Below are 22,773 nucleotides of genomic sequence, written 5' to 3'. Positions count from 1 at the left end.
GCGTTGTTGGGCTTCGCGGGCCGGCATCTGGGGGTCAGGCGGCCTCTGCGGTGAAGAGGCCGGCGCGGGCGGCGAGGGCTGCGGCATCGGCGGCCCGCTCGGCAGTGCTAGCGTCCAGCGGCTCGCCGGTGACGAACAGGCGGTAGTAGAGCGGGGCGGTGGCTGCGCGGACGACCTCAGTGCCATCGGTGCCGACGGGAAGATCGCCACGCTCGACGGCGCGTTCAGCCACCTCGGCGGCCTGTCGGTGGCGCGCGGAGAAGAAGGCGCGCAGGGCGGCGGCGCCGACGTCGGAGCGCTGGGCGGCGGTGATCAGCGCGGTCGGGGTCGAGCCCAGTTCGGGGTCGGTGAAGACGGCGAAGACCTCATGGGTGATCCGACGTAGGTCGCCGGCGAGGTCGCCGGTGTCGGGGAGTGGCCACGGCTGGTCGGCGGAGGCGGTGAGTGCGTCCGCGACCAGGCCGTCCACCCCGTTCCAGCGGCGGTACAGGGTGGCCTTGTGGACGCCGGAGCGCGCCGCGACCGCGTCGACGGTCAGCCCGTCGTACCCCTTCTCGGTGATCTCGGCGAGCGTCGCGGCGATGACGTTCGCGCGGACCCGGGCGCTGCGCCCGCCCGGCCGAGGGGTGGGGGTGCGGGTTTCCTCGCTCAAAGTCGACTCCAGTCGCGTTAAGGCTTGCCGTGGCGGTGTCGCCATGCCATCCTCATCTTAATGCGACTTCAGTCGCATTTCGAGAGGTCCGTTTGAGCCGTTGAGGAGTTCCATGACTGTCGCGATCCCCGACCACACCGTGCTCCACCCGCTCGCTGGGCACGACCGTGTCGTCATGCTGCGCCCGCTGGTCACCGACCCGCGCATTCAGGTCGGCGAGTACACCTACTTCGACGACCCGGACGGTGCCACCCGTTTCGAGGAGCGCAACGTCCTGTACGCGTACGGGCCCGAGCAGTTGGTGATCGGCAAGTACTGCGCGATCGCCACCGGTACCCGCTTCCTGATGGCCGGCGCCGCCCACCCCACTGTCGGAGTCTCCACCTTTCCGTTCACCATGTTCGGCGGCAGTTGGACCGAGCGGACCCTCGACATCGTCACCGGACTCCCGAGCCGGGGCGACACCGTGGTCGGCAACGACGTCTGGTTCGGACATGGGGCCACCGTGCTTCCCGGTGTCAGGATCGGCGACGGCGCGATCATCGCCGCCGGCGCCGTCGTCACCGCCGACGTCGAGCCGTACACCGTCGTCGGCGGCAACCCGGCCCGCCCGATCCGTCGCCGCTTCGACGACGCGGACGTCGACCGCCTGCTGCGCGCCGCCTGGTGGGACTGGCCGGTCGAACTCGTCACCGAGCACGTCCGAGCCATCATGTCCGGCAGGCCTGCCGACATCGAGGCCATCGCCGCGGTCCACGGTTTGCTGGCCACCTGAGGGCGCGGGACGCAGGAAGGCGGGTATGGGGCGGGGCCGGGACGGAGGCCGGGGCACCAAGGGGCCGGGGGTACAAGGGGCCGGGGCACAAGGGGCCGGGGGTACAAGGGGCCGGGGCACAAGGGCGTCGGGCCGTGCGGGGACCGAAAACCGTTGATCGCCGGCCGTCGGGTGCGCGAAGATGGCGGGCCCCTGGTGGGGGGCCTGTTGTGGCCCGAGATCCGTCCGATGTCGTACGGGAATCTCCTCGTCGGTTCCGTTCGCCCCGGAGGGTTCCTGTTCATGCGTGATTCGTCGTCCTTCCTTCGTGATGTGCCCGTACTGCTGGTTGCGGTGGTGTGGGGGTCGAGCTTTCTGGCCGTGCAGCGGGTGGCCGAGCCGGGGACGGTGGTGGCGATGCTGGTGCTGAGGTTCACCTTGGTGCTGCCGCTGCTGGGACTGGTCGCGTGGCGGGGGCTGCGGAGGATGGGCCGGTCCGAGTGGCTGGGTGGCGCGGTGCTGGGACTGGTGCTGGGGGGCGTCTTTCTGCTGGAGACCTATGGCGCGGTGCACACCTCGGCCACCAACGCCGGTCTGATCATCAGCCTCACCATGGTTTTCACTCCTCTCGCGGAGAGCGCGCTGGCTCGGACGCCGCTGCCGCGGGCCTTTCTGGCCGCGGCCGGGCTGGCGGTGGTGGGGGTCGCCATGCTGACCGGGGGCGGTGGGCTCAAGGCGCCGTCGCTGGGCGATCTGCTGGTGCTCGGAGCTGCGGTGGTGCGGACCGTCCACGTGCTGACGATGGCTCGGCTCCGGCCTATCCGGGACACCGACTCGCTGGCCCTCACCTGGGTCCAACTTGCGACCGCGACGCTGGTGTTCGCCGTCGTCGCGCCGTTCGCCGGACCGCTGCCGTGGACGGCCGCCGCCTCGTACGGGCCCGCGCAGTGGGCTTGGCTGTTGCATCTGGCCCTGCTCTGCACGCTGTTCGCCTTCTTTGTGCAGATGTGGGCCGTCCGCGCCACCTCGCCGTCCAGGGTCAGCCTGCTGCTCGGTACCGAGCCGCTCTGGGCCGCCGCCTTCGGCATCACCCTCGCCGGCAACCACCTCGGCCCGCTCGCCCTCCTGGGAGGTGCCCTCGTCCTGGTCGCCACCGAATGGGGGCGCCGTACCGCCGTCGCCCCGGCCCGGGACGCGGCGCAGGTGGTGGAGGCCGACGCGGCGGCGGAGCCGGCCCCGGCTTCGGTGTGACGGGGCGCCCTCGTCATCGACGCCCCAGAGTGCGGCGGGCGTAGGCGAACGTGACGAGCGCGAGAAGCGGACCCCAGGCGACCAGCGGCAGGTAGCAGAGGGTCATGACGAGGCCGGCCGAGCCGTGCGGGGCGTCGGGCGAGCTCATGTTGCTGCTCCAGCCGCCGAACAGGGCCGTCATGCCGAGCCAGGTCAGGACCGCGGAGCCGAGGGCGGCCGGGACGATCGCGGCGAGCGGTCGGACCGTACGGCCGCCTATCAGCGGGATCCAGCCGGGCACCACCTCGCCCCAGGGGCGGACCAGGCCGACGGTGAGGAAGGCAAGCAGCTCGGCCAGGGCGCTCAGCACCAGGACGTACGCCGTGCCCCAGCCGGGGTTGTGCCGGTCGGCCAGCGCGGCGAACTCCCCGCTGAAGCCGACCGGGACGCCGAGGCCGAACGCGATCCGCCAGAGCCCGGAGGGCACGGTGGTCCAGACGGTGGCCTTGGCCGCCAGCTCGGCCCAGCGCGGGACGGGCGCGGCGGTGCCGGCCGGCCGGGAACCACCGGTGTCGAGGGACGTCGGGGCCGCCCCGGTCGTGGTGCCGGAGCCGGCGCCTGTGCCTGTGCCTGTGCCGGCCGTGTTCCCGTTCCTCGCCCTGGATGTGACCGTGGTCGTGGTGTTGGTGACGCTGCTCATGGATGTGGACTCCCCTCTCGCCCGGCCCCACCGGCCGATCCGATGGGTCAAGCCTGGCGGTCGGCTGCGGTCTGCGGCAGATGCCGATCGGGCTGTTCTCGCCGCTCAGAAGGTGTGCGCGAATATGCCGATCGGCACAGGCGGCGGGGTGCTGAGGTCCGTAGGCTTACCGCCGGAAGGAGGCGACTATGAGTCAGATCCTGTCGTTGGCAGCACCAGTGGCCGTGCTGCTCGGATGGGCGGTGCGGGCCCGGTGCGGGGTGGTGGTCGTGGCTGGTGCGGCCGGCGCGGTCTCGGTGGCGGCCACGGTCGGCGTCTGGGCGGCCGGTCGATGGGGCGAGTCACAACGCTGGCCCGGCGTGATCGGCCTGTTCGAGCTCGCCTCCCTCCTGCTCCTGTTGGTGCTGGCGCTGCGCGCCGAGGACGGGCGGCGGTCGGCAGTCGTGGCCTGGACGATCGGCGGTGCGGCGGCGCTCTGGCCGTCCCGGTTCGAGGCGATCGTCGGGCCGGGGGATGCGCTGACCCTCTTCGGGTTCGGTTCGGTCTTCGCGCTGCCGGCGGTGCTGGCCGGTCTGTATCTGCGCGGGCTGGACGAGAAGAGGCGCCGCTCGGTGACGGCGGCCCGTCGCGCCCAGCGGCTCGAACTCGCCCACGACCTGCACGACTTCGTCGCGCACGATGTCAGCGGCATGGTTGCCCAGGCGCAGGCGGGCATGGTGCTGGCCGCCTCCGATCCGGCCCGGGCGGCGGAGCTGTTCGAGCGGATAGAGAAGGCCGGGCAGCTGGCGCTGGCCTCGCTGGACCGGACCGTTCACCTGCTGCGCAGCGGGGAGACGGACGGTCCGGAGCGGGGGCCGCAGCCGGGCCTGGCCGAACTCACCGCCCTCACCGATCGGTTCGCGGAGTCAGGCGGTGTCACCGTCCGGTTGGACGCCCCGGAGGTGCAGGCCGGCGTACCGCGGGAGATGGCGGCGACGGCGTACCGGATCGTGGTCGAGGCGCTGACCAACGTCCGCCGTCACGCACCCGCGGCACGTGTGGTGGATGTCCGGGTGCGGCGCGAGGGCCGGAGGCTGGAGGTCATGGTGCGGGACGACGGCGGGGGCCCACATGCGTCCGGGGCGCGCCTGGGAGAGGCCCGCCGTGGAGAGGACGGTCGTGGAGGGGCCGTTCGGGGCGGCAGCGGACTGGCCGGGCTGGCGGCCAGGGTGGAGGCGCTGGGCGGGACGCTCGCCTCCGGGCGGGAGAAGGCTGGCGGTTGGCGAGTCACCGCGACGATGCCCTTGGAGGGCCGATGAGCATCCGAGTCCTCCTCGCCGACGACGACGAGGCGATCCGCAGCGCGTACCGGATCATTCTGGACGCTCAGCCGGACATCGAGGTGGTGGGTGAGGCCGAGGACGGCGCACTGGCGGTGGAGGCCGCCCACCGGCTGCGGCCGGACGTGATCCTCGCGGACATCCGGATGCCCCGACTGGACGGTCTGGAGCTGACCCGGCAGCTGGGCCGGGAGTTTCGGGTGGTTGTGGTGACCACCTTCGACCTGGACGAGTACGTGCACACGGCGATCCGGGCCGGCGCGGCCGGATTCCTGCTGAAGCGTTCGGGCCCGGCGCTGCTGGCCGAGGCGGTCCGGGCCGCGGTCGCCGGGGATGCGTTGATCAGTCCGCAGGTCACCGTCCGCCTGCTGCAGCAGCTGTCGGACCGGGGGCAGGAGCAGGAGCGGGACCACCAGGAGCAGGGGCGACAGGAACAGGGGAGGAAAGGGAGGAAGGAGAGGCAGGGGAGGAACGAGCTGCAGGGCGGGCCGGAGCGCCAGCGTCCGGAATTCATCGAAGAGCTCACCGCGAGGGAGACGGAGATCGCCCAGCTCGTCGCCGGCGGGGCGACCAATGCGGAGATCGGCTCGCAACTGTTCATCGCCGCCGGGACGGTGAAGAACCACCTCGCCACGATCCAGCGCAAGATCGGCGCCCGGAACCGCGTCGGTATCGCCGCCTGGGTCTGGGAGACCGGTTCCTGAGCACCTAGCCCTGCCCGCCCTGCCCTGCCCCGCCGCGCCCTGCCCTGCGCCCCGCCCCTAACCGGCGGCGGTTCCCAGCCCCACCCCTGTGCGGGATCCGCCCCCCCCACCCCTGCCCGGCCCCACCCCTGCCCGACCCCCACCCCTGCCCGACCCCCACCCCTGCCCGGCCCCTGCCCCCGGCCCCGTGGGCGGACCGCGTGGTCACCGCCGCCCCTGCCCAGCCCCGCCCCCACGTCACCCCTGCCCGGCCCGGTCGTTCGACCCATCCGCTCGCCCCGCCCCCGCCCCCGCCCCCGCCCCCGCCCCCGCCCCACCCGTCCCGCCCCGCCGCCCCGCCGTCCCGCCCCGCCCCGCCGCCCCGCTCGCGCGCTTGTGAACGAAGGGTCAAGCGGGCGTTCGGAGACCTGCCACCCCTGCGAGTGAGCCTCTATAACACGTCAACCTGGCGCCCAGAAATTTGCTCTGGGCGGAGCATAGTTGATATAGAAGCGCAGCCCTGACCAGCCGCTTCGCAGGTAAATGCGACTGGTTGTGACCATTTGACTTCTTTGCGTTGACAACTCTGGGCATGTTCGCTTTCGCCACCATTCCAGGGGTGGCGTAGATCACAAAGATCGTCGTGAACTGCGTGTCGCAGATCACAAGCCGACGGGCATAGGATGCGCTCGTTCCAGGCTTTGTGAACTGCCTCACATGAGGTGGATCTCGGGAACTGGAACGCGGGTCCACCACAGCGTGACCCGTCGGTTCCGATCTGCAGTCAAGGACGACTGGACGGAGGGAGCGGGGGCTATGAATGCCTACGCGCCGATCCTCGTACTCGGTGCCATCGCGGCGGCGTTCGCGGTCGGCTCCGTCGTGATGGCCTCACTGACCGGCCCGAAGCGCTACAACCGGGCCAAGTTGGAGGCGTACGAGTGCGGCATCGAGCCGACCCCGCAGCCCGTGGGCGGCGGTCGGTTCCCGATCAAGTACTACCTGACGGCGATGCTCTTCATCGTCTTCGACATCGAGATCGTCTTCCTCTATCCGTGGGCGGTCAGCTTCGACGCCCTGGGGATCTTCGGGCTGGTCGAGATGCTCCTGTTCATCGCCACCGTCTTCGTCGCCTACGCCTATGTCTGGCGCCGCGGCGGCCTGGAGTGGGACTGAGTGCGGGGCGGCCGCTGACTTTGTGAACGGGCGGACAAGCCCGGCCGGGTGCAGCGACCCGAACGAGCGGACCAACCACAGGACTTGAGGGCACCGAGGGCATTGAGAGGGATCTGATGGGAATCGAGGAGAAGCTGCCGAGCGGCTTTCTGCTCACGAGTGTGGAGACGGCCGCGGGCTGGGTGCGCAAGGCGTCGCTCTTCCCGGCCACCTTCGGACTGGCCTGCTGCGCGATCGAGATGATGACCACCGGAGCCGGCCGCTACGACCTGGCCCGGTTCGGCATGGAGGTCTTCCGGGGCTCCCCCCGACAGGCCGATCTGATGATCGTGGCGGGGCGGGTGAGCCAGAAGATGGCCCCGGTGCTGCGCCAGGTGTACGACCAGATGGCCAACCCCAAGTGGGTCATCTCGATGGGTGTCTGCGCCTCCTCGGGCGGGATGTTCAACAACTACGCGATCGTGCAGGGCGTCGACCACATCGTCCCGGTGGACATCTACCTGCCCGGTTGCCCGCCCCGCCCGGAAATGCTGATGGACGCGATCCTGAAGCTGCACGACAAGATCCAGCACGAGCGGCTGGGCGTGAACCGCCGCCGGGCCGAGGAGTTGGGCGAGGCGCTGGCCCTGAAGGCCACCCCGGTGAGCGAGATGCGGGGGCAACTGCGATGAACGACCAGGTACCCGAGACCCGCCGGGAGCAGCCGCACCGCGAGATCCCGGTCGAGGTGGTCGGCCGGCGCCAGGGCATGTTCGGTGCCAAGGGCAGTGGTGACACCTCCGGCTTCGGCGGCCTCGCCGCCCCGATCGCCCTGCCGCCCGCGAGCCGACGCCCTTACGGGGGCTGGTTCGACGAGGTCGCCGACGAGTTGGAGGGCGCACTGGAGGAGCAGGGCCTCGACCCGGCGGACGTGATCGAGAAGACCGTCGTCGACCGCGCCGAGCTGACGTTCCACGTCGCCCGCGAGCACCTGCTGAAGACCGTCCGAACCCTGCGCGACGACCCCGCGCTCCGTTTCGAGCTCTGCCTCGGGGTGAGCGGCGTCCACTACCCGGGCGACCAGGGCCGCGAGCTGCACGCGGTCTACCACCTGCGCTCGATCACCCACGGCCGGCTGATCCGGCTGGAGGTGACTGCGCCGGACGCCGACCCGCGCATCCCGTCCGTGGTCAGCGTCTACCCGACCAACGACTGGCACGAGCGCGAGGTCTACGACTTCTTCGGCCTGGTCTTCGACGGCCACCCCGCGCTCACCCGGATCATGATGCCGGACGACTGGCTGGGCCACCCGCAGCGCAAGGACTACCCGCTCGGCGGCATCCCCGTCGAGTACAAGGGCGCCCAGATCCCGGCACCCGACCAGCGGAGGTCGTACAGCTGATGAGTACTCAGCACTACGAGAAGGCCGACGGAGCGGCCGGGGCCGGCGCGTCGGCCGGAGCGTCGGCCGGGGCATCGCCCGAGGGAGCGGCTGCCGGAGCATCGGCCGAGGAGGCCGCGGCGGCAGCGGAGACCGCGGCAGCCCGCGAGACCACCGAGGGCCGTGTCTTCACCGTCACCGGTGGCGACTGGGGCGAGGTGGTCGAGGCGGTCGGCCGGGCCGACGACGAGCGCATCATCGTCAACATGGGCCCCCAGCACCCGTCCACCCACGGCGTGTTGCGGCTGATCCTGGAGATCGACGGCGAGACGGTGAAGGAGGCCCGCTGCGGCATCGGCTACCTCCACACCGGCATCGAGAAGAACATGGAGTTCCGCAGCTGGGTCCAGGGCACCACCTTCGTGACGCGGATGGACTACCTGACCCCGCTGTTCAACGAGACCGCCTACTGCCTGGCGGTCGAGAAGCTGCTGGGCATCACCGATGACGTCCCGGACCGGGCCAGCGTCATCCGCGTCCTGATGATGGAGCTCAACCGGATCTCCTCGCACCTGGTCTGCCTGGCCACCGGCGGTATGGAGATCGGCTCCACCACTCTGATGATCTACGGTTTCCGCGACCGCGAGCTCATCCTGGACATCTTCGAGCTGGTCACCGGCCTGCGGATGAACCACGCCTACGTCCGCCCCGGCGGCCTCGCCCAGGACCTCCCGCCCGGGGCCGTCGACCAGATCCGCGAGGCGGTCAAGACGCTCCGCTCCCGGATGCACGAGTACGACAAACTGGCCACCGGAAACCCGGTGTTCAAGGCCCGCCTGGTCGACGTCGGCTTCCTCGACCTGCCCGGCTGCCTGGCCCTCGGCGCCACCGGCCCGATCCTGCGCGCCACCGGCCTGCCGCACGACCTGCGCAAGACCGACCCGTACTGCGGCTACGAGGACTACGACTTCGAGGTCGCGATCGCGGAGAGCGCCGACTCCTACGGGCGCTTCCTGATCCGGCTGGAGGAGATGCGCCAGTCGCTGCGGATCGTCGAGCAGTGCCTGGACCGGCTCCGCCCCGGCCCGGTCATGGTGGCCGACAAGAAGATCGCCTGGCCGGCCCAACTGGCCGTCGGCCCGGACGGGATGGGCAACTCGCTCGACCACATCCGCAAGATCATGGGCACCTCGATGGAGGCCCTGATCCACCACTTCAAGCTGGTCACCGAGGGCTTCAGGGTCCCGGTCGGCCAGGCGTACGCGGCGGTCGAGTCACCCAAGGGCGAGCTGGGCGTGCACGTGGTCAGCGACGGCGGGACGCGCCCCTACCGGGTCCACTTCCGGGATCCGTCGTTCACCAATCTGCAGACGATGGCGGCGATGTGCGAGGGCGGCCAGGTCGCCGACGTGATCGTCGCGGTGGCCGGGATCGACCCGGTGATGGGAGGCGTGGACCGGTGAGCAATGTGGAACTCGGACTGCCGGCACTGCCGGCCAAGCCGTACCCCGAGGAGGTGCACGCCCGCCTCGCCGCCGACGCCGCGGAGCTGATCGGCCGCTACCCGGTGGCCCGGTCCGCCCTGCTGCCGCTGCTGCACCTGGTACAGGCGGAGGACGGTTTCGTCAGCGCGACCGGCATCCGCTTCTGCGCCGAGCAACTGGACCTCACCACGGCGGAGGTCACCGCCGTCGCCACCTTCTACACCATGTACCGGCGCCGGCCGGCCGGGAAGTACCACGTCGGGGTCTGCACCAACACCCTGTGCGCGGTGCTCGGCGGGGACCAGATCTTCGACGAGCTCCAGCAGCACCTCGGGATCCGCAACAACGAGACCACCGAGGACGGCGAGATCTCGATCGAGCACATCGAGTGCAACGCCGCCTGCGACTACGCCCCCGTGGTGATGGTCAACTGGGAGTTCTTCGACGACCAGACCCCGGAGAGCGCCCGGCAGTTGGTCGACGACCTGAGGGCGGGCGAGGACGTCCGGCCCACCCGTGGCGCCAGGCTCTGCAGCTTCAAGGAGTCGGCCCGGATCCTGGCCGGCTTCCCGGACGAGCGCCCCGGTGCCGTCGACGAGTCCGGGGCGGGCGGTGCGCCCTCGCTCGCAGGCCTGCGCCTGGCCAGGGGCGAGGCCCTGCCCGGAACGGCCGGCGCCAAGGTGGTCTCGCCCCGCCACGAGGGAGCCCGCCCCGACGGCACCCGCCCCGACGGCACCGACCGCGAGGGCACCGGCCGCGACAGCACCAACCGCGAGGGCACCAACCGCGAGGGCACCGGCCACGAAGGGACCGAAGCGTGATGACCTCCGCCGAGCCGGCCGAGAAGCTGCTCACCCCCGTGCTCTCCGCCTCCTGGGACGATAGCCGCCCCTGGACGCTCGCCACCTACCGCCGCCACTCCGGATACGAGGGCCTGAAGGCGGCCCTCGCGATGCCCCCGGACGACGTGATCGCCCTGGTCAAGGACGCCGGCCTGCGCGGCCGCGGCGGCGCCGGCTTCCCCACCGGCATGAAGTGGCAGTTCATCCCGCAGAACGACGGCAAGCCGCACTACCTGGTGGTGAACGCGGACGAGTCCGAGCCGGGCACCTGCAAGGACATCCCGCTGCTGTTCGCCAACCCGCACTCGCTGATCGAGGGCATGATCATCGCGTCCTACGCGATCCGCTGCGACCACGCGTTCATCTACCTGCGCGGCGAGGTCGTCCCGGTGCTGCGCCGGCTCCATGCCGCGGTGGCCGAGGCGTATGAGGCGGGGCTGCTCGGCAAGGACATCCAGGGCTCCGGCATCAACCTCGACATCACCGTGCACGCCGGCGCCGGCGCGTACATCTGCGGCGAGGAGACGGCTCTCCTGGACTCACTGGAGGGGCGCCGCGGCCAGCCGCGGCTGCGCCCGCCGTTCCCGGCCATCGCCGGCCTCTACGCCTGCCCGACGGTCGTCAACAACGTCGAGTCGATCGCCTCGGTGCCGCCGATCCTGGCCAAGGGCAAGGAGTGGTTCAAGGGCCTGGGCACCGAGAAGTCCCCCGGCTTCACGCTCTACTCGCTCTCCGGCCACGTCACCAACCCCGGCCAGTACGAGGCCCCGCTCGGCATCACCCTGCGCCAGCTGCTGGACATCAGCGGCGGTGTCCGGGCCGGGCACCGGCTCAAGTTCTGGACCCCGGGCGGCTCGTCCACCCCGATGTTCACCGATGAGCACCTCGACGTCCCGCTCGACTACGAGGGCGTCGGCGCGGCCGGCTCGATGCTCGGCACCAAGGCGTTGCAGATCTTCGACGAGACCACCTGCGTGGTCCGGGCCGTGACCCGCTGGACGGAGTTCTACGCCCACGAGTCCTGCGGCAAGTGCACCCCGTGCCGCGAGGGCACCTACTGGCTGGTCCAACTGCTCAAGCGGATCGAGGCCGGCGAGGGCGTCGACGGCGATCTGGAGAAGCTGCTCGACATCGCCGACAACATCAACGGCAAGTCCTTCTGCGCCCTGGGCGACGGCGCGGCCAGCCCGATCGTCTCCTCGCTCCAGCACTTCCGGGCCGAGTACGAGCAGCACCTCGCCGAGCGCCGCTGCCCGTTCGACCCGGCCGCCTCCACCGTCTGGGCCGACGGCCCCCGCCCCGGCCACCAGTCCGCCACCGAAAGGGAGGTGCACGCGTGACGATCACAGAGCCATCCACCTCCAAGGCCGCGGTCGAACTGGTCACGCTCACCATCGACGGCGTCGAAGTGCAGGTCCCCAAGGGGACGTTGGTGATCCGGGCCGCCGAGCAGATCGGCACCCAGATCCCGCGCTTCTGCGACCACCCGCTGCTCGATCCGGCCGGCGCCTGCCGGCAGTGCATCGTCGAGATCGAGGGCCAGCGCAAGCCGGTCGCCTCGTGCACCATTCCGGTGGCCGAGGGCATGGTGGTCCGGACGCAGGTCAGCTCACCGGTGGCCGAGAAGGCGCAGCGCGGCGTGATGGAGCTGCTGCTGATCAACCACCCGCTGGACTGCCCGGTCTGCGACAAGGGCGGCGAGTGCCCGCTGCAGAACCAGGCGATGTCCACCGGCGACACCGACTCCCGCTTCGAGGGGATGAAGCGCACCTACGAGAAGCCGATCCCGCTCAGCACCCAGGTGCTGCTGGACCGCGAACGCTGTGTGCTCTGCGCCCGCTGCACCCGTTTCTCGCAGCAGATCGCCGGGGACCCGTTCATCGACCTGGTCGAGCGCGGTGCCCTCCAGCAGGTCGGTATCGGCGACGCCGAGCCGCTCGACTCGTATTTCTCCGGCAACACCATCCAGATCTGCCCGGTCGGTGCGCTCACCTCGGCGGCTTACCGTTTCCGCTCCCGCCCGTTCGACCTCGTCTCCTCGCCGAGCGTCTGCGAGCACTGCTCGTCCGGCTGCGCCCAGCGCACCGACCACCGACGCGGCAAGGTGCTGCGCCGACTGGCGGGGGAGGACCCGGAGGTCAACGAGGAGTGGAACTGCGACAAGGGCCGGTTCGCCTTCCGCTACGCCCAGCAGCGCGACCGGCTCACCACACCGCTCGTCCGCGACGCCGGCACCGGTGAACTGACCCCCGCCTCCTGGCCGGAGGCACTGGCCCGGGCCGCCGAGGGTCTGCGCGGTGCCCGCACCGGCGTCCTCACCGGCGGCCGGGTCACCGTCGAGGACGCCTACGCCTACGCCAAGTTCGCCCGGGTGGTGCTCGGCACCAACGATGTGGACTTCCGCTCCCGCCCGCACAGCGGCGAGGAGGCGGACTTCCTCGCCGCCGCCGTCGCCGGCCGCGGCACGGACCTCGACGGCACCGGCGTCACCTACCAGGAGCTGGAGAGCGCTCCGGCCGTCCTGCTCGCGGGCTTCGAGCCCGAGGAGGAGTCGCCGATCGTCTTCCTGCGGCTGCGCAAGGCCACCCGCGCCGCCGGCCTCAAGGTGTACTCGATCGCCGCCTACGGCTCCCGGGGGCTGACCAAGCTGCGCGGGGCGCTGCTGCCCGCCGCCCCGGGCACCGAGGCCGAGTGGCTGGCGGCCCTCGCCGCCGAGGAGCCGCTGAACGACGACGCCGGCCGCGCCGCCGAAATGCTGCGGAGCCCCGGCGCCGTCATCCTCGCCGGTGAGCGGTTGGCCGCGGCCCCCGGCGCACTCACCGCCGCGCTGCGGCTGGCCCACGCCACCGGTGCCCGGCTCGCCTGGGTCCCGCGCCGGGCCGGTGAGCGCGGCGCGGTCGAGGCCGGCGCGCTGCCCGGGCTGCTGCCCGGCGGCCGTCCGGTCTCCGCGCCGGCCGCCCGGGCCGAGGCCGCCGCCGCCTGGGGCGTGGCCGAACTCCCGGCCCGTCTCGGCCGGGACACCGACCAGATCCTCGCGGCCGCCGCCGCGGGTGATCTGGACGCGCTGCTGATCGGCGGCGTCGACCCGGACGACCTGCCGGACCCGGCGCTCGCCGAGGAGGCGTTGGCCGCGGTGCCGTTCGTGGTCTCGCTGGAGCTGCGCCCGTCCGCCGTCACCGCCCGGGCCGACGTGGTGCTGCCGGTCGCCGCGGTGGCCGAGAAGGCCGGCACCTTCCTGGACTGGGAGGGGCGGGTGCGGATGTTCGAGGCCGCGCTCAAGCCCGACCAGCAGATGGGCCGTCACCTCCACGCGGACTCCCGGGTGCTGAACATGCTGGCCGACGCGCTGGGGCACCGGCTCGGGCTGGCCGACGTCCGGGCCGTCCGGCTGGAGCTGGACCGGTTCGCGCCGTGGGCCGGGGACCGGTCCACCGGCCCGGCCACCCACCCCGGGCTGCTGCCACGGCCGGCCACCGGCCAGGCGGTGCTGGCGGGTTGGCGCCAGCTGCTGGACAACGGCACGCTCCAGCAGGGCGACCCGCACCTCGCCGGCACCCGGCACCGGGCGGTCGCCCGGATCTCCCCGGCCACCGCCGAGGAGATCGGCGCCGGCCTGGTCAGCGCCGCCGAGGTCGGCACCGCCGCGACGGGCACGGCCCACACCGGCACGGCCCACACCGGCACCACCCGGACCGGCACCGCCGCACTGCGGCTGACCGGCCCGGCCGGTTCGCTGACGCTTCCGCTGGAGATCACCAAGGACATCCCGGACCGCACGGTCTGGATCCCGCTCAACTCCTCCCCGGGCGGGGCCTACCGGGCCCTCGGCACCACCGTCGGCCACCTGGTCACCATCGCGGCCGACACCATCACCGAGGCCGTCACCGCGACCGCCGCGACCGTCGCGACCACCGAGCCCCTCACCGCGACCACCGAGTCCGCCGAGGCCACCCCCGGCGCCAAGTCCGCCACGACCACGGAGGAGGAGCAGTGAACCTCGCCGCGTACGAGACCCTGGGCTTCTTCGGCCGCGACCCCTGGTGGCTGGTGCTGCTCAAGGCGGTCTTCTGCTTCGCCTTCCTGGTCGGCACGGTCCTGATCGCGATCGTCTGGGAGCGCAAGGTCGTGGCCTGGATGCAGCTGCGCATCGGCCCCAACCGGCACGGCCCCTGGGGCATGCTGCAGTCGCTCGCCGACGGCGTGAAGCTGGCGCTCAAGGAAGACCTGGTGGTCACGAGCGCCGACAAGGCGGTCTACATCCTGGCCCCGATCGTCTGCGCCATCCCCGCGTTCATGGCCTTCGCGGTGATCCCCTTCGGCCCGGCCGGCGACGAGGTGTCGATCTTCGGTACCCGGACGCCGCTCCAGCTGACCGACTTCCCGGTGGCGCTGCTCTACATCCTGGCGACCGCCTCGGTCGGCATCTACGGCATCGTGCTGGCCGGCTGGTCGTCCGGCTCGACGTACCCGCTGCTCGGAGGGATCCGCTCGTCGGCCCAGATGATCAGCTACGAGATCGCGATGGGCCTCTCCTTCGCGGCCGTGTTCATCTACTCGGGCTCGATGTCCACCTCGGAGATCGTCGCCTCGCAGCAGCCGACCTGGTTCGCGGTGCTGCTGCCGGTCTCCTTCATCGTCTACATCATCGCGATGGTGGGCGAGACCAACCGGGCACCGTTCGACCTCCCGGAGGCCGAGGGCGAGCTGGTCGGCGGCTTCAACACCGAGTACTCCTCGCTGAAGTTCGCGATGTTCATGCTGGCCGAGTACGTCAACATGGTCACCGTCTCGGCGGTCGCGTCCACCCTCTTCCTGGGCGGCTGGCGCGCGCCCTGGCCGGTCTCCACCTTCTGGGAGGGGGCCAACCACGGCTGGTGGCCGATGCTCTGGATCACGCTCAAGATCCAGCTGCTGCTGTTCTTCTTCATCTGGCTGCGCGGCACCCTTCCCCGGCTCCGCTACGACCAGTTCATGAAGCTGGGCTGGAAGGTCCTGATCCCGGTCTCGCTGGTCTGGCTGGTCATGGTGGCCAGCGTCCGGGCGCTGAGGAACGAGGGCTACGACTTCGGCGAGGTGGTGCTGTACGTCGGCGCCCCGGCGGGCGCGATCCTGCTGCTCGCCCTGGCCCGGGACGTCATGAGGCGCAAGCCCGAGCCGGAGGAGGCGGCGCCGTCCGGCGGTGCGGGCACCCCCCGGCCGAAGCCCGGGGGAGCGTTCGACCCGATGGCGGGCGGGTACCCGGTGCCCCCGCTGCCCGGTCAGGAGCTCCCGCCGGTCCCGCGCCGGCGCAGCCGCGCCCCGAAGCAACTCCAGGACGCCCTCAACGGGGCCGACCATTCCGAAGGGAGCTGAACCGAGATGTCGTCCGACCAGAACGGCAGCGGCGACCGGCCAGACCGGCCCGACAAGCCTTCCGTCCTCGGGCCGGCCGCCGGCTTCGGCGTGACCTTCAAGGCCATGTTCAAGAAGCGGCTCACCGAGCAGTACCCGGAGCAGAAGAAGCCCACCGCTCCGCGCTTCCACGGCCGCCACCAGCTGAACCGGCACCCGGACGGCCTGGAGAAGTGCGTCGGCTGCGAGCTCTGCGCCTGGGCCTGCCCGGCCGACGCGATCTACGTCGAGGGCGCCGACAACCGCGAGGAGGAGCGCTACTCGCCCGGCGAGCGGTACGGCGTGGAGTACCAGATCAACTACGCCCGCTGCATCCTCTGCGGCCTCTGCATCGAGGCCTGCCCGACCCGCGCGCTCACCATGACCAACGAGTACGAGCTCGCGGACTCCTCCCGCAAGGACCTCATCTTCACCAAGGAGCAGCTGCTGGTCGGCCTCTCCGAGGGCATGGTCGACACCCCGCACGCGATCTTCCCGGGCGCCGACGAGGGCGCCTACTACCGGGGCGAGATCACCGCGGCGGCGCCGGGGACGGTCCAGCAGGAGCGCACCGCCCGGGAGAAGGAGGCCCAGCAGTGACCGCCGCCTCCACCTCCCTCGACCTCGCCGCCGTGACGGGCGCGACCTCCACCGGCGAGGCCGTCCAGTTCTGGGTGCTCGCGGTGATCGCCGTCGGCGGCGCGCTCGGCATGCTGCTGATGAAGAAGGCCGTGCACAGCGCGCTCTGCCTGGCGGCCACCATGCTCGCCCTGGCGGTCTGTTACATGGCCCAGGGTGCGGTCTTCCTGGGTGTGGTGCAGATCGTCGTCTACACCGGCGCGATCATGATGCTCTTCCTCTTCGTGGTCATGCTGGTCGGCGTCACCAGCGCCGACTCGCTGAAGGAGCAGCTCAAGGGCCAGCGGTTCGCCGCGGTGCTCTGCGGGATCGGCTTCGGCGTGCTGCTGATGGCGGGCATCGCCAACGCCAAGCTGGACACCTTCACCGGCCTCGCCGAGGCCAACGCCGAGGGCAATGTCCAGGGCCTGGCCCGGCTGATCTTCACCAAGTACGTCTGGGCCTTCGAGGTCACCGGCGCACTGTTGATCACGGCCGCGATCGGCGCCATGGTGCTGACGCACCGCGAGCACGTGAAGGCTCCGAAGACCCAGCGCGAGCTGGCCGCCCAGCGGATCCAGGACAACATCCAGGTCCCGCCGCTGCCCGCGCCCGGCGTCTACGCCCGGCACAACGCGGTGGACATCCCCGGCCTGCTGCCGGACGGCACGATCGCCGAGGACTCGGTGATGGAGACCCTGCGCGAGCGTGGCCAGATCCGCGACGTCAGCCAGGAGATGCTCCGGCGGATGGCCGAGCTGGAGTCCACCACCGCCGACTGGCTGGGCCGCGCACCGTCCGAGCGCCCGCCGGTGACCGGTCCCCTCAAGGGTCCGCGCAACGGCTCGCACAAGGAGCTGGAGCCGGCGGCGACCAACAACCACGCCGCTCCGAACGGCCACGACGAGGAGGGCGCGGAGTGAATCCGGTCAACTACCTGTATCTCTCCGCCCTGTTGTTCACCATCGGCGCCTCCGGCGTGCTGATCCGGCGCAACGCGATCGTCCTGTTCATGTGTGTCGAGCTGATGCTCAACGCCTCGAACCTGGCCCTGGTCACCTTCTCCCGGCTGCACGGCAATCTGGACGGCCAGATCATCGCGTTCTTCACCATGGTGGTCGCGGCGGCCGAGGTCGTGGTCGGCCTCGCCATCATCGTCTCCATCTTCCGGACCAGGCACTCCGCTTCGGTCGACGACAGCAATCTGATGAAGCTGTAGGCGGAGGGCCTTCGGTGAACTCTCTCATTCCGCTGCTGGTGGCGGCCCCGCTGGCCGGTGCTGCCCTGCTGCTGCTCGGCGGCCGGCTCTTCGACCGCTTCGGTCACTGGCTCGCCACCGCGCTCGCCGCGCTCTCCTTCGGTTTCGGGCTTGCCCTGTTCTCGGCCATGCTGGGCCGTGACGCCGAGGACCGCGCCGTCACCAAATACCTGTACACCTGGATCCCGGTGAACGGCTTCCAGGCCGACATGGCGTTCCGGCTCGACCAGCTCTCGATGACCTTCGTCCTGCTGATCACCGGCGTGGGCACGCTGATCCACCTCTACTCGGTGGGGTACATGGCGCACGACGAGCGCCGGCGCCGCTTCTTCGCGTACCTGAACCTCTTCCTGGCGGCCATGGTGCTGCTGGTGATCGCCGACAACTACCTGCTGCTGTACTTCGGCTGGGAGGGCGTGGGCCTCGCCTCGTACCTGCTGATCGGCTTCTGGCAGCACAAGCCGAGCGCCGCGACGGCCGCCAAGAAGGCGTTCATCGTCAACCGCGTCGGCGACATGGGCCTCTCCATCGCGATCATGCTGATGTTCGCGGAGTTCGGTTCCTTCACGTTCGAGCCGGTCTTCGACGGCGCGAGCCAGGCGAGCGAGGGCAAGCTGACCGCGATCGGTCTGATGCTGCTGCTGGCGGCCTGCGGCAAGTCCGCCCAGGTGCCGCTGCAGTCCTGGCTCGGGGACGCCATGGAGGGTCCGACCCCGGTCTCGGCCCTGATCCACGCGGCCACGATGGTGACCGCCGGCGTCTACCTGATCGTCCGCTCCGGCCCGATCTTCAACCTGGCGCCGGACGCCCAGACCGCCGTGGTGGTGGTCGGCGCGGTCACGCTGCTCTTCGGTGCGATCATCGGTTGTGCCAAGGACGACATCAAGAAGGCGCTGGCCGGCTCGACCATGTCGCAGATCGGCTACATGATCCTGGCGGCCGGCCTCGGCCCGATCGGGTACGCCTTCGCGATCATGCACCTGGTCACGCACGGCTTCTTCAAGGCCGGGCTGTTCCTCGGCGCCGGGTCGGTCATGCACGGCATGAACGACGAGGTGAACATGCGTCACTACGGCGGCCTGCGCAAGTACATGCCGATCACCTTCGTCACCTTCGGCCTCGGCTACCTGGCCATCATCGGCTTCCCGGGCCTGTCCGGCTTCTTCTCCAAGGACAAGATCATCGAGGCGGCCTTCGCCAAGGGCGGCACCGAGGGCTGGATCCTCGGGCTCTGCACCCTGGTCGGCGCGGCCGTCACCGCGTTCTACATGACCCGGGTGATGATCATGACCTTCTTCGGTGAGAAGCGCTGGCATCCCGATGCGGAGGGCCACGACCCGCACCCGCACGAGTCGCCGAAGACGATGACCACCCCGATGATCCTGCTGGCCTTCGGTTCGGTCTTCGCGGGCGGCCTGTTCGTCCTGAACAACTCCTTCCTGGACTGGCTGGAGCCGGTCACCGGGTACGAGGAGGGCCACTCGCCGCTCAGCCCGTCGGTGGTCACGCTGCTCGCGACGGTCTGCATGGTGGTCGGCGTCGCGCTCTCGTACGTGATGTACGGGCGCTCCGCCGTCCCCGTGGTGCCGCCGGTCGGCTCCCCGCTCACCCGGGCCGCCCGTCGCGACCTGCTCCAGGACGACTTCAACCACGCCGTCCTGGTCCGGCCCGGCTCGGCGCTCACCGCGGCCCTGGTCTTCTTCGACAGTCGCGGGCTGGACGGCTTCGTCAACGGCCTGGCCGCCACCATCGGCGGCATCTCCAGCCGGTTGCGGCGGATCCAGAACGGCTACGTCCGCTCGTACGCGCTCTCCATGTTCGGCGGCACGCTGGTGCTGGTCGCCACGACTCTCCTGATGAGGTCCGTCTGATGAATAGGCCCAGTTCATCTCCGGGGGTGTGGCGATGAGTGCCCTGCTGTCCGCCACCTGCGCCGTCCCGGCGGCCGGCGCGGTGCTCACCGCCGCACTGCCCGCCGGGTCCACCGAGGCCCGGCGGCGGACCACCAAGGCCGTCGCGCTCGGCGTCTCGGCCGTCACCCTGGCCCTGGCCGCCGCCGTGGCCGGGCAGTTCGAGCCGGGCGGCGCGCGGTACCAGCTGACCGAGTCCTACAGCTGGATCCGCTCCTTCGGCATCACCTTCTCGCTCGGCGTGGACGGCATCGGCACCGTGCTGGGGCTGCTCACCGCCGTGCTCGTGCCGATCGTGATGCTGGCCTCCTGGCACGACGCCGACCCGGCGCCGGCCGCGCCGGACGGCACCTTCGAGAACCGCAGGCGCACCCAGGGCTTCTTCGCCCTGATCCTTGCGGTCGAGGCGATGGTGATCGTCTCCTTCTACGCCACCGACGTCTTCGTCTTCTACGTCTTCTTCGAAGCCATGCTGATCCCGATGTACTTCCTGATCGGCGGCTTCGGCGACAAGGCGGGCGGCCCCGAGTCGGCGCGTCAGCGCTCGTACGCGGCGGTGAAGTTCCTGCTCTACAACCTGCTCGGCGGCCTGATCATGCTGGCCGCCGTGATCGGCCTGTACGTGATCGCGCAGGACCAGGGCTTCGCCACCTTCGACCTCCCGACGCTGACCGGCGCGATCGCCGACGGCAGGCTGGTGCTCAGCGGCACCGCCGAGAAGGCGCTGTTCCTCGGCTTCTTCTTCGCCTTCGCCGTGAAGGCCCCGCTCTGGCCGCTGCACACCTGGCTGCCGAACGCGATGGGCGAGTCCACCGCCGGAACGGCCGTGCTGATCACCGCGGTGGTCGACAAGGTCGGCACCTTCGCGATGCTCCGCTTCTGCCTCGGCCTCTTCCCGGACGCCTCGAAGACCTTCGCCCCGGCGATCCTCGTCCTCTCGGTGATCGGGATCATCTACGGCGCGCTGCTCGCCATCGGCCAGAAGGACATCAAGCGGCTGGTCGCCTACGCCTCCATCTCGCACTTCGGCTTCATCATCATGGGCATCTTCGCGCTGACCAGCCAGGGCCAGAGCGGAGCCACCCTCTACATGGTCAACCACGGCATCTCCACCGCCGCGTGGATGCTGGTGGCCGGCTTCCTGATCTCCCGCCGCGGCTCCCGGCTGATCGCCGACTACGGCGGTGTCCAGAAGGTCGCCCCGGTGCTCGCGGGGACGTTTCTGATCGGCGGCCTGGCCACCCTCTCGCTGCCCGGCCTGGCGCCGTTCGTCAGCGAGTTCCTCGTCCTGGTCGGCACGTTCACCCGGTACCCGGCGATCGGCATCGTCGCCACCTTCGGCATCGTGCTCGCCGCGCTCTACGCCCTGCTGCTCTACCAGCGCACCATGAGCGGCCCGGTCAAGGAGAGCGTGCGCACGATGCCCGACCTCAAGGTGCGCGAACTCGTGGTGGTCGCCCCACTGCTGGCCCTGACCGTCCTGCTCGGCGTCTACCCGAAGCCGCTCACCGACATCGTCAACCCGGCGGTGGACGCGACCCTCTCGCAGATCCACCAGTCCGACCCGGCGCCGGCCCACCCGGTCGCCGCCAACGGAGACGCCACCTCAGGAGGTGAGCACAAGTGAGCACCACCGGATGGCTCGCCGCCGCCGGCGGCAACACCCAGAGCATCCCGGCGCCGCATGTCGAGTACGGACAGCTCTCCCCGATGCTGGTGGTCTTCGGCACCGCCGTGGCCGGCATCCTGCTGGAGGCCTTCCTGCCCCGCCGGCACCGGCACTGGGCGCAGGTCTGGCTGGCCCTGCTCGGCCTGGTCGGAGCGTTCACCGCCGTGGTGGTGCTCGCCTCCCAGGGCTACGGCTCCACCAAGGTCGACCTGCTGGCGATGGGCTCGGTCGCGCTCGACGGCCCGGCGCTCTTCCTGCAAGGCGTGATCCTGCTGGCCGCCGTGGTCGCGGTGCTCACCTACGCCGAGCGGAAGCTGGAGCCCAAGGCGGGCGGTGAGCCGGCCGACGCCTTCGCCGCGCAGGCCGCCGCCACCCCGGGCGGCGAGCAGGAGCGCGCCGCCGTCCGGGCGGGCTTCACCACCAGCGAGGTCTTCCCGCTCACCATGTTCGCGGTCGGCGGGATGCTGCTCTTCCCCGCCGCCAACGACCTGCTGACCATGTTCGTGGCGCTGGAGGTCCTCTCCCTCCCCCTCTACCTGCTCTGCGCGCTGGCCCGGCGCCGCCGGCTGCTCTCCCAGGAGGCGGCGGTCAAGTACTTCCTGCTCGGGGCCTTCGCCTCGGCGTTCTTCCTGTTCGGCACCGCCCTGCTGTACGGGTACGCGGGCAGCGTCCGGCTGGGCGACATCGCCGACGTCATCTCCGGCAAGGCGCTGGCCACCCCGGCGCTCCTCTCCACCACCCAGAACGACGCGCTGCTGCTGGTGGGCCTGGCGATGCTCGCGGTCGGCCTGCTCTTCAAGGTCGGCGCGGTGCCGTTCCACTCCTGGACCCCGGACGTCTACCAGGGCGCGCCGACCCCGGTCACCGGTTTCATGGCCGCCGCGACCAAGGTGGCCGCGTTCGGCGCCCTCCTCCGGCTGTTCTACGTGGCCTTCCCCGGTCTGCGGCTGGACTGGCGGCCGGTGCTCTGGGGCGTGGCGGTCCTGACGATGGTGGTCGGCGCCGTCCTGGCCGTCACCCAGCAGGACGTGAAGCGGCTGCTCGCCTACTCCTCCATCGCGCACGCCGGTTTCATCCTGACCGGCGTGATCGCCACCAACAAGCAGGGCCTCAGCTCGGTGCTGTTCTACCTGCTGGCGTACTCCTTCGTGACGCTCGGCGCCTTCGCCGTGGTCACCCTGGTGCGCGACTCCAAGGGCGAGGCGACCCACCTGTCCAGCTGGGCCGGGCTGGGCCGGCGCTCGCCGCTGGTCGCGGCGGTGTTCGCGCTCTTCCTGCTGGCCTTCGCGGGCATCCCGCTCACCTCGGGCTTCACCGGGAAGTTCGCGGTCTTCCAGGCAGCCGCGGCCGGCGGGGCGACCCCACTGGTGATCGTCGGTGTGCTCAGCTCGGCGGTGGCCGCGTTCTTCTACATCCGGGTGATCGTGCTGATGTTCTTCTCCGACCCGCAGCCGGGCGGCCCGACCGTGGCCATCCCGAGCGCCTTCACGGCCACCGCGATCGGCGTCGGCGTCCTCGTCACCCTCGGCCTCGGCCTGCTTCCGCAGTACTTCCTGGACTTGGCGTCGAAGGCCTCGCTCTTCGTCCGCTGACCCCCGGGCCGACTACCCGTCGGCGCTTCACCGTCCGGGCCGCGCAACACTCCGCGCGGTCCGGACGCGCCGCTTCCGGACCGGCTCCGACCTGCGGGTCCAGCCCGACCATGACAGGACCAGCACGCCCGTGCAGTGATCCACTCGCGACCGGAT

General features: G+C 71.0%; 20 protein-coding genes. 18 read left to right on the top strand and 2 right to left on the bottom strand.

All coding sequences use genetic code 11. From position 1 onward, the window contains the following. Positions 1-34 precede the first annotated feature (34 nt). Entirely contained in the window at positions 35-652 is a 618-nt protein-coding gene (locus OG286_RS17225; protein ID WP_396324549.1) for a TetR/AcrR family transcriptional regulator, read from the bottom strand. A gap of 112 nt (positions 653-764) precedes the next feature. Between OG286_RS17225 and OG286_RS17220 the strand changes: the two genes are divergently transcribed. Next, positions 765-1,427: a CatB-related O-acetyltransferase gene (locus tag OG286_RS17220; protein ID WP_405361057.1), complete on the top strand. Its 663-nt coding sequence runs from the start codon at positions 765-767 to the stop codon at positions 1,425-1,427. Between the two features lie 282 nt (positions 1,428-1,709). Next, a complete protein-coding gene (locus tag OG286_RS17215; RefSeq protein ID WP_405365441.1) occupies positions 1,710-2,657 on the top strand; it encodes a DMT family transporter in 948 nt (315 codons plus the stop codon). A gap of 13 nt (positions 2,658-2,670) precedes the next feature. On the opposite strand, the gene OG286_RS17210 is transcribed toward OG286_RS17215, so the two are convergent. Next, complete coding sequence (locus OG286_RS17210) at positions 2,671-3,336, bottom strand: hypothetical protein (protein WP_396324547.1); 666 nt, start codon at positions 3,334-3,336, stop codon at positions 2,671-2,673. Positions 3,337-3,524: 188 nt separating this feature from the next. On the opposite strand from OG286_RS17210, the gene OG286_RS17205 reads away from it, so the two are divergent. From OG286_RS17205 to nuoN, 16 genes are all read left to right on the top strand, one after another. Beyond that, on the top strand, positions 3,525-4,634 hold the full coding sequence (locus tag OG286_RS17205; RefSeq protein ID WP_405365439.1) for a sensor histidine kinase: 1,110 nt from the start codon (positions 3,525-3,527) through the stop codon (positions 4,632-4,634). Then, a complete protein-coding gene (locus OG286_RS17200; RefSeq protein WP_396324545.1) occupies positions 4,631-5,359 on the top strand; it encodes a response regulator in 729 nt (242 codons plus the stop codon). The genes OG286_RS17205 and OG286_RS17200 overlap by 4 nt, the downstream gene beginning before the upstream one ends. Before the next feature lie 795 nt (positions 5,360-6,154). Continuing rightward, positions 6,155-6,514, top strand: coding sequence for an NADH-quinone oxidoreductase subunit A (locus OG286_RS17195; protein ID WP_014137597.1), 360 nt, complete (start codon positions 6,155-6,157; stop codon positions 6,512-6,514). Between the two features lie 116 nt (positions 6,515-6,630). After that, positions 6,631-7,185, top strand: coding sequence for a NuoB/complex I 20 kDa subunit family protein (locus OG286_RS17190; RefSeq protein WP_396324544.1), 555 nt, complete (start codon positions 6,631-6,633; stop codon positions 7,183-7,185). Continuing rightward, a complete protein-coding gene (locus tag OG286_RS17185; RefSeq protein ID WP_396324543.1) occupies positions 7,182-7,895 on the top strand; it encodes an NADH-quinone oxidoreductase subunit C in 714 nt (237 codons plus the stop codon). The genes OG286_RS17190 and OG286_RS17185 overlap by 4 nt, the downstream gene beginning before the upstream one ends. Beyond that, on the top strand, positions 7,895-9,337 hold the full coding sequence (locus OG286_RS17180; RefSeq protein WP_396324542.1) for an NADH-quinone oxidoreductase subunit D: 1,443 nt from the start codon (positions 7,895-7,897) through the stop codon (positions 9,335-9,337). Before OG286_RS17185 ends, OG286_RS17180 begins: the two co-directional genes overlap by 1 nt. Continuing rightward, positions 9,334-10,179, top strand: a complete 846-nt coding sequence (gene nuoE, locus OG286_RS17175; RefSeq protein WP_405365436.1) for an NADH-quinone oxidoreductase subunit NuoE — start codon at positions 9,334-9,336, stop codon at positions 10,177-10,179. The genes OG286_RS17180 and nuoE overlap by 4 nt, the downstream gene beginning before the upstream one ends. Continuing rightward, positions 10,179-11,540: an NADH-quinone oxidoreductase subunit NuoF gene (gene nuoF, locus OG286_RS17170; RefSeq protein ID WP_396324540.1), complete on the top strand. Its 1,362-nt coding sequence runs from the start codon at positions 10,179-10,181 to the stop codon at positions 11,538-11,540. The genes nuoE and nuoF overlap by 1 nt, the downstream gene beginning before the upstream one ends. After that, positions 11,537-14,194: an NADH-quinone oxidoreductase subunit G gene (locus tag OG286_RS17165; RefSeq protein WP_396324539.1), complete on the top strand. Its 2,658-nt coding sequence runs from the start codon at positions 11,537-11,539 to the stop codon at positions 14,192-14,194. The genes nuoF and OG286_RS17165 overlap by 4 nt, the downstream gene beginning before the upstream one ends. Further along, positions 14,191-15,552 (top strand): NADH-quinone oxidoreductase subunit NuoH, encoded by a 1,362-nt coding sequence (nuoH, locus tag OG286_RS17160; RefSeq protein WP_396324538.1) that lies wholly within the window; start codon positions 14,191-14,193, stop codon positions 15,550-15,552. Before OG286_RS17165 ends, nuoH begins: the two co-directional genes overlap by 4 nt. A gap of 6 nt (positions 15,553-15,558) precedes the next feature. Beyond that, positions 15,559-16,170 carry an NADH-quinone oxidoreductase subunit NuoI gene (nuoI, locus tag OG286_RS17155; protein WP_396324537.1) on the top strand — a complete coding sequence of 204 codons (612 nt, stop codon included), beginning with the start codon at positions 15,559-15,561 and terminating at the stop codon, positions 16,168-16,170. After that, the gene (locus OG286_RS17150; protein WP_396324536.1) at positions 16,167-17,111 is read left to right on the top strand and encodes an NADH-quinone oxidoreductase subunit J; all 945 of its coding nucleotides are present in this window, start codon (positions 16,167-16,169) and stop codon (positions 17,109-17,111) included. The genes nuoI and OG286_RS17150 overlap by 4 nt, the downstream gene beginning before the upstream one ends. Then, complete coding sequence (nuoK, locus tag OG286_RS17145) at positions 17,108-17,407, top strand: NADH-quinone oxidoreductase subunit NuoK (protein ID WP_209412994.1); 300 nt, start codon at positions 17,108-17,110, stop codon at positions 17,405-17,407. Before OG286_RS17150 ends, nuoK begins: the two co-directional genes overlap by 4 nt. 14 nt (positions 17,408-17,421) lie before the next feature. Further along, positions 17,422-19,317, top strand: a complete 1,896-nt coding sequence (gene nuoL / locus OG286_RS17140; RefSeq protein ID WP_396324535.1) for an NADH-quinone oxidoreductase subunit L — start codon at positions 17,422-17,424, stop codon at positions 19,315-19,317. A 34-nt stretch (positions 19,318-19,351) separates the two neighbouring features. Beyond that, on the top strand, positions 19,352-20,983 hold the full coding sequence (locus OG286_RS17135) for an NADH-quinone oxidoreductase subunit M (protein WP_396324534.1): 1,632 nt from the start codon (positions 19,352-19,354) through the stop codon (positions 20,981-20,983). Beyond that, positions 20,980-22,617: an NADH-quinone oxidoreductase subunit NuoN gene (nuoN, locus tag OG286_RS17130; protein ID WP_396324533.1), complete on the top strand. Its 1,638-nt coding sequence runs from the start codon at positions 20,980-20,982 to the stop codon at positions 22,615-22,617. Before OG286_RS17135 ends, nuoN begins: the two co-directional genes overlap by 4 nt. The last annotated feature ends 156 nt before the right edge of the window (positions 22,618-22,773 follow it).

The organism is Kitasatospora sp. NBC_00039 (assembly GCF_045160625.1).
Classification (GTDB): Bacteria; Actinomycetota; Actinomycetes; order Streptomycetales; family Streptomycetaceae; genus Kitasatospora.
The sequence above is the reverse complement of the archived record's forward strand: the minus strand, read 5'-3'. Positions and strand labels throughout refer to the sequence as shown.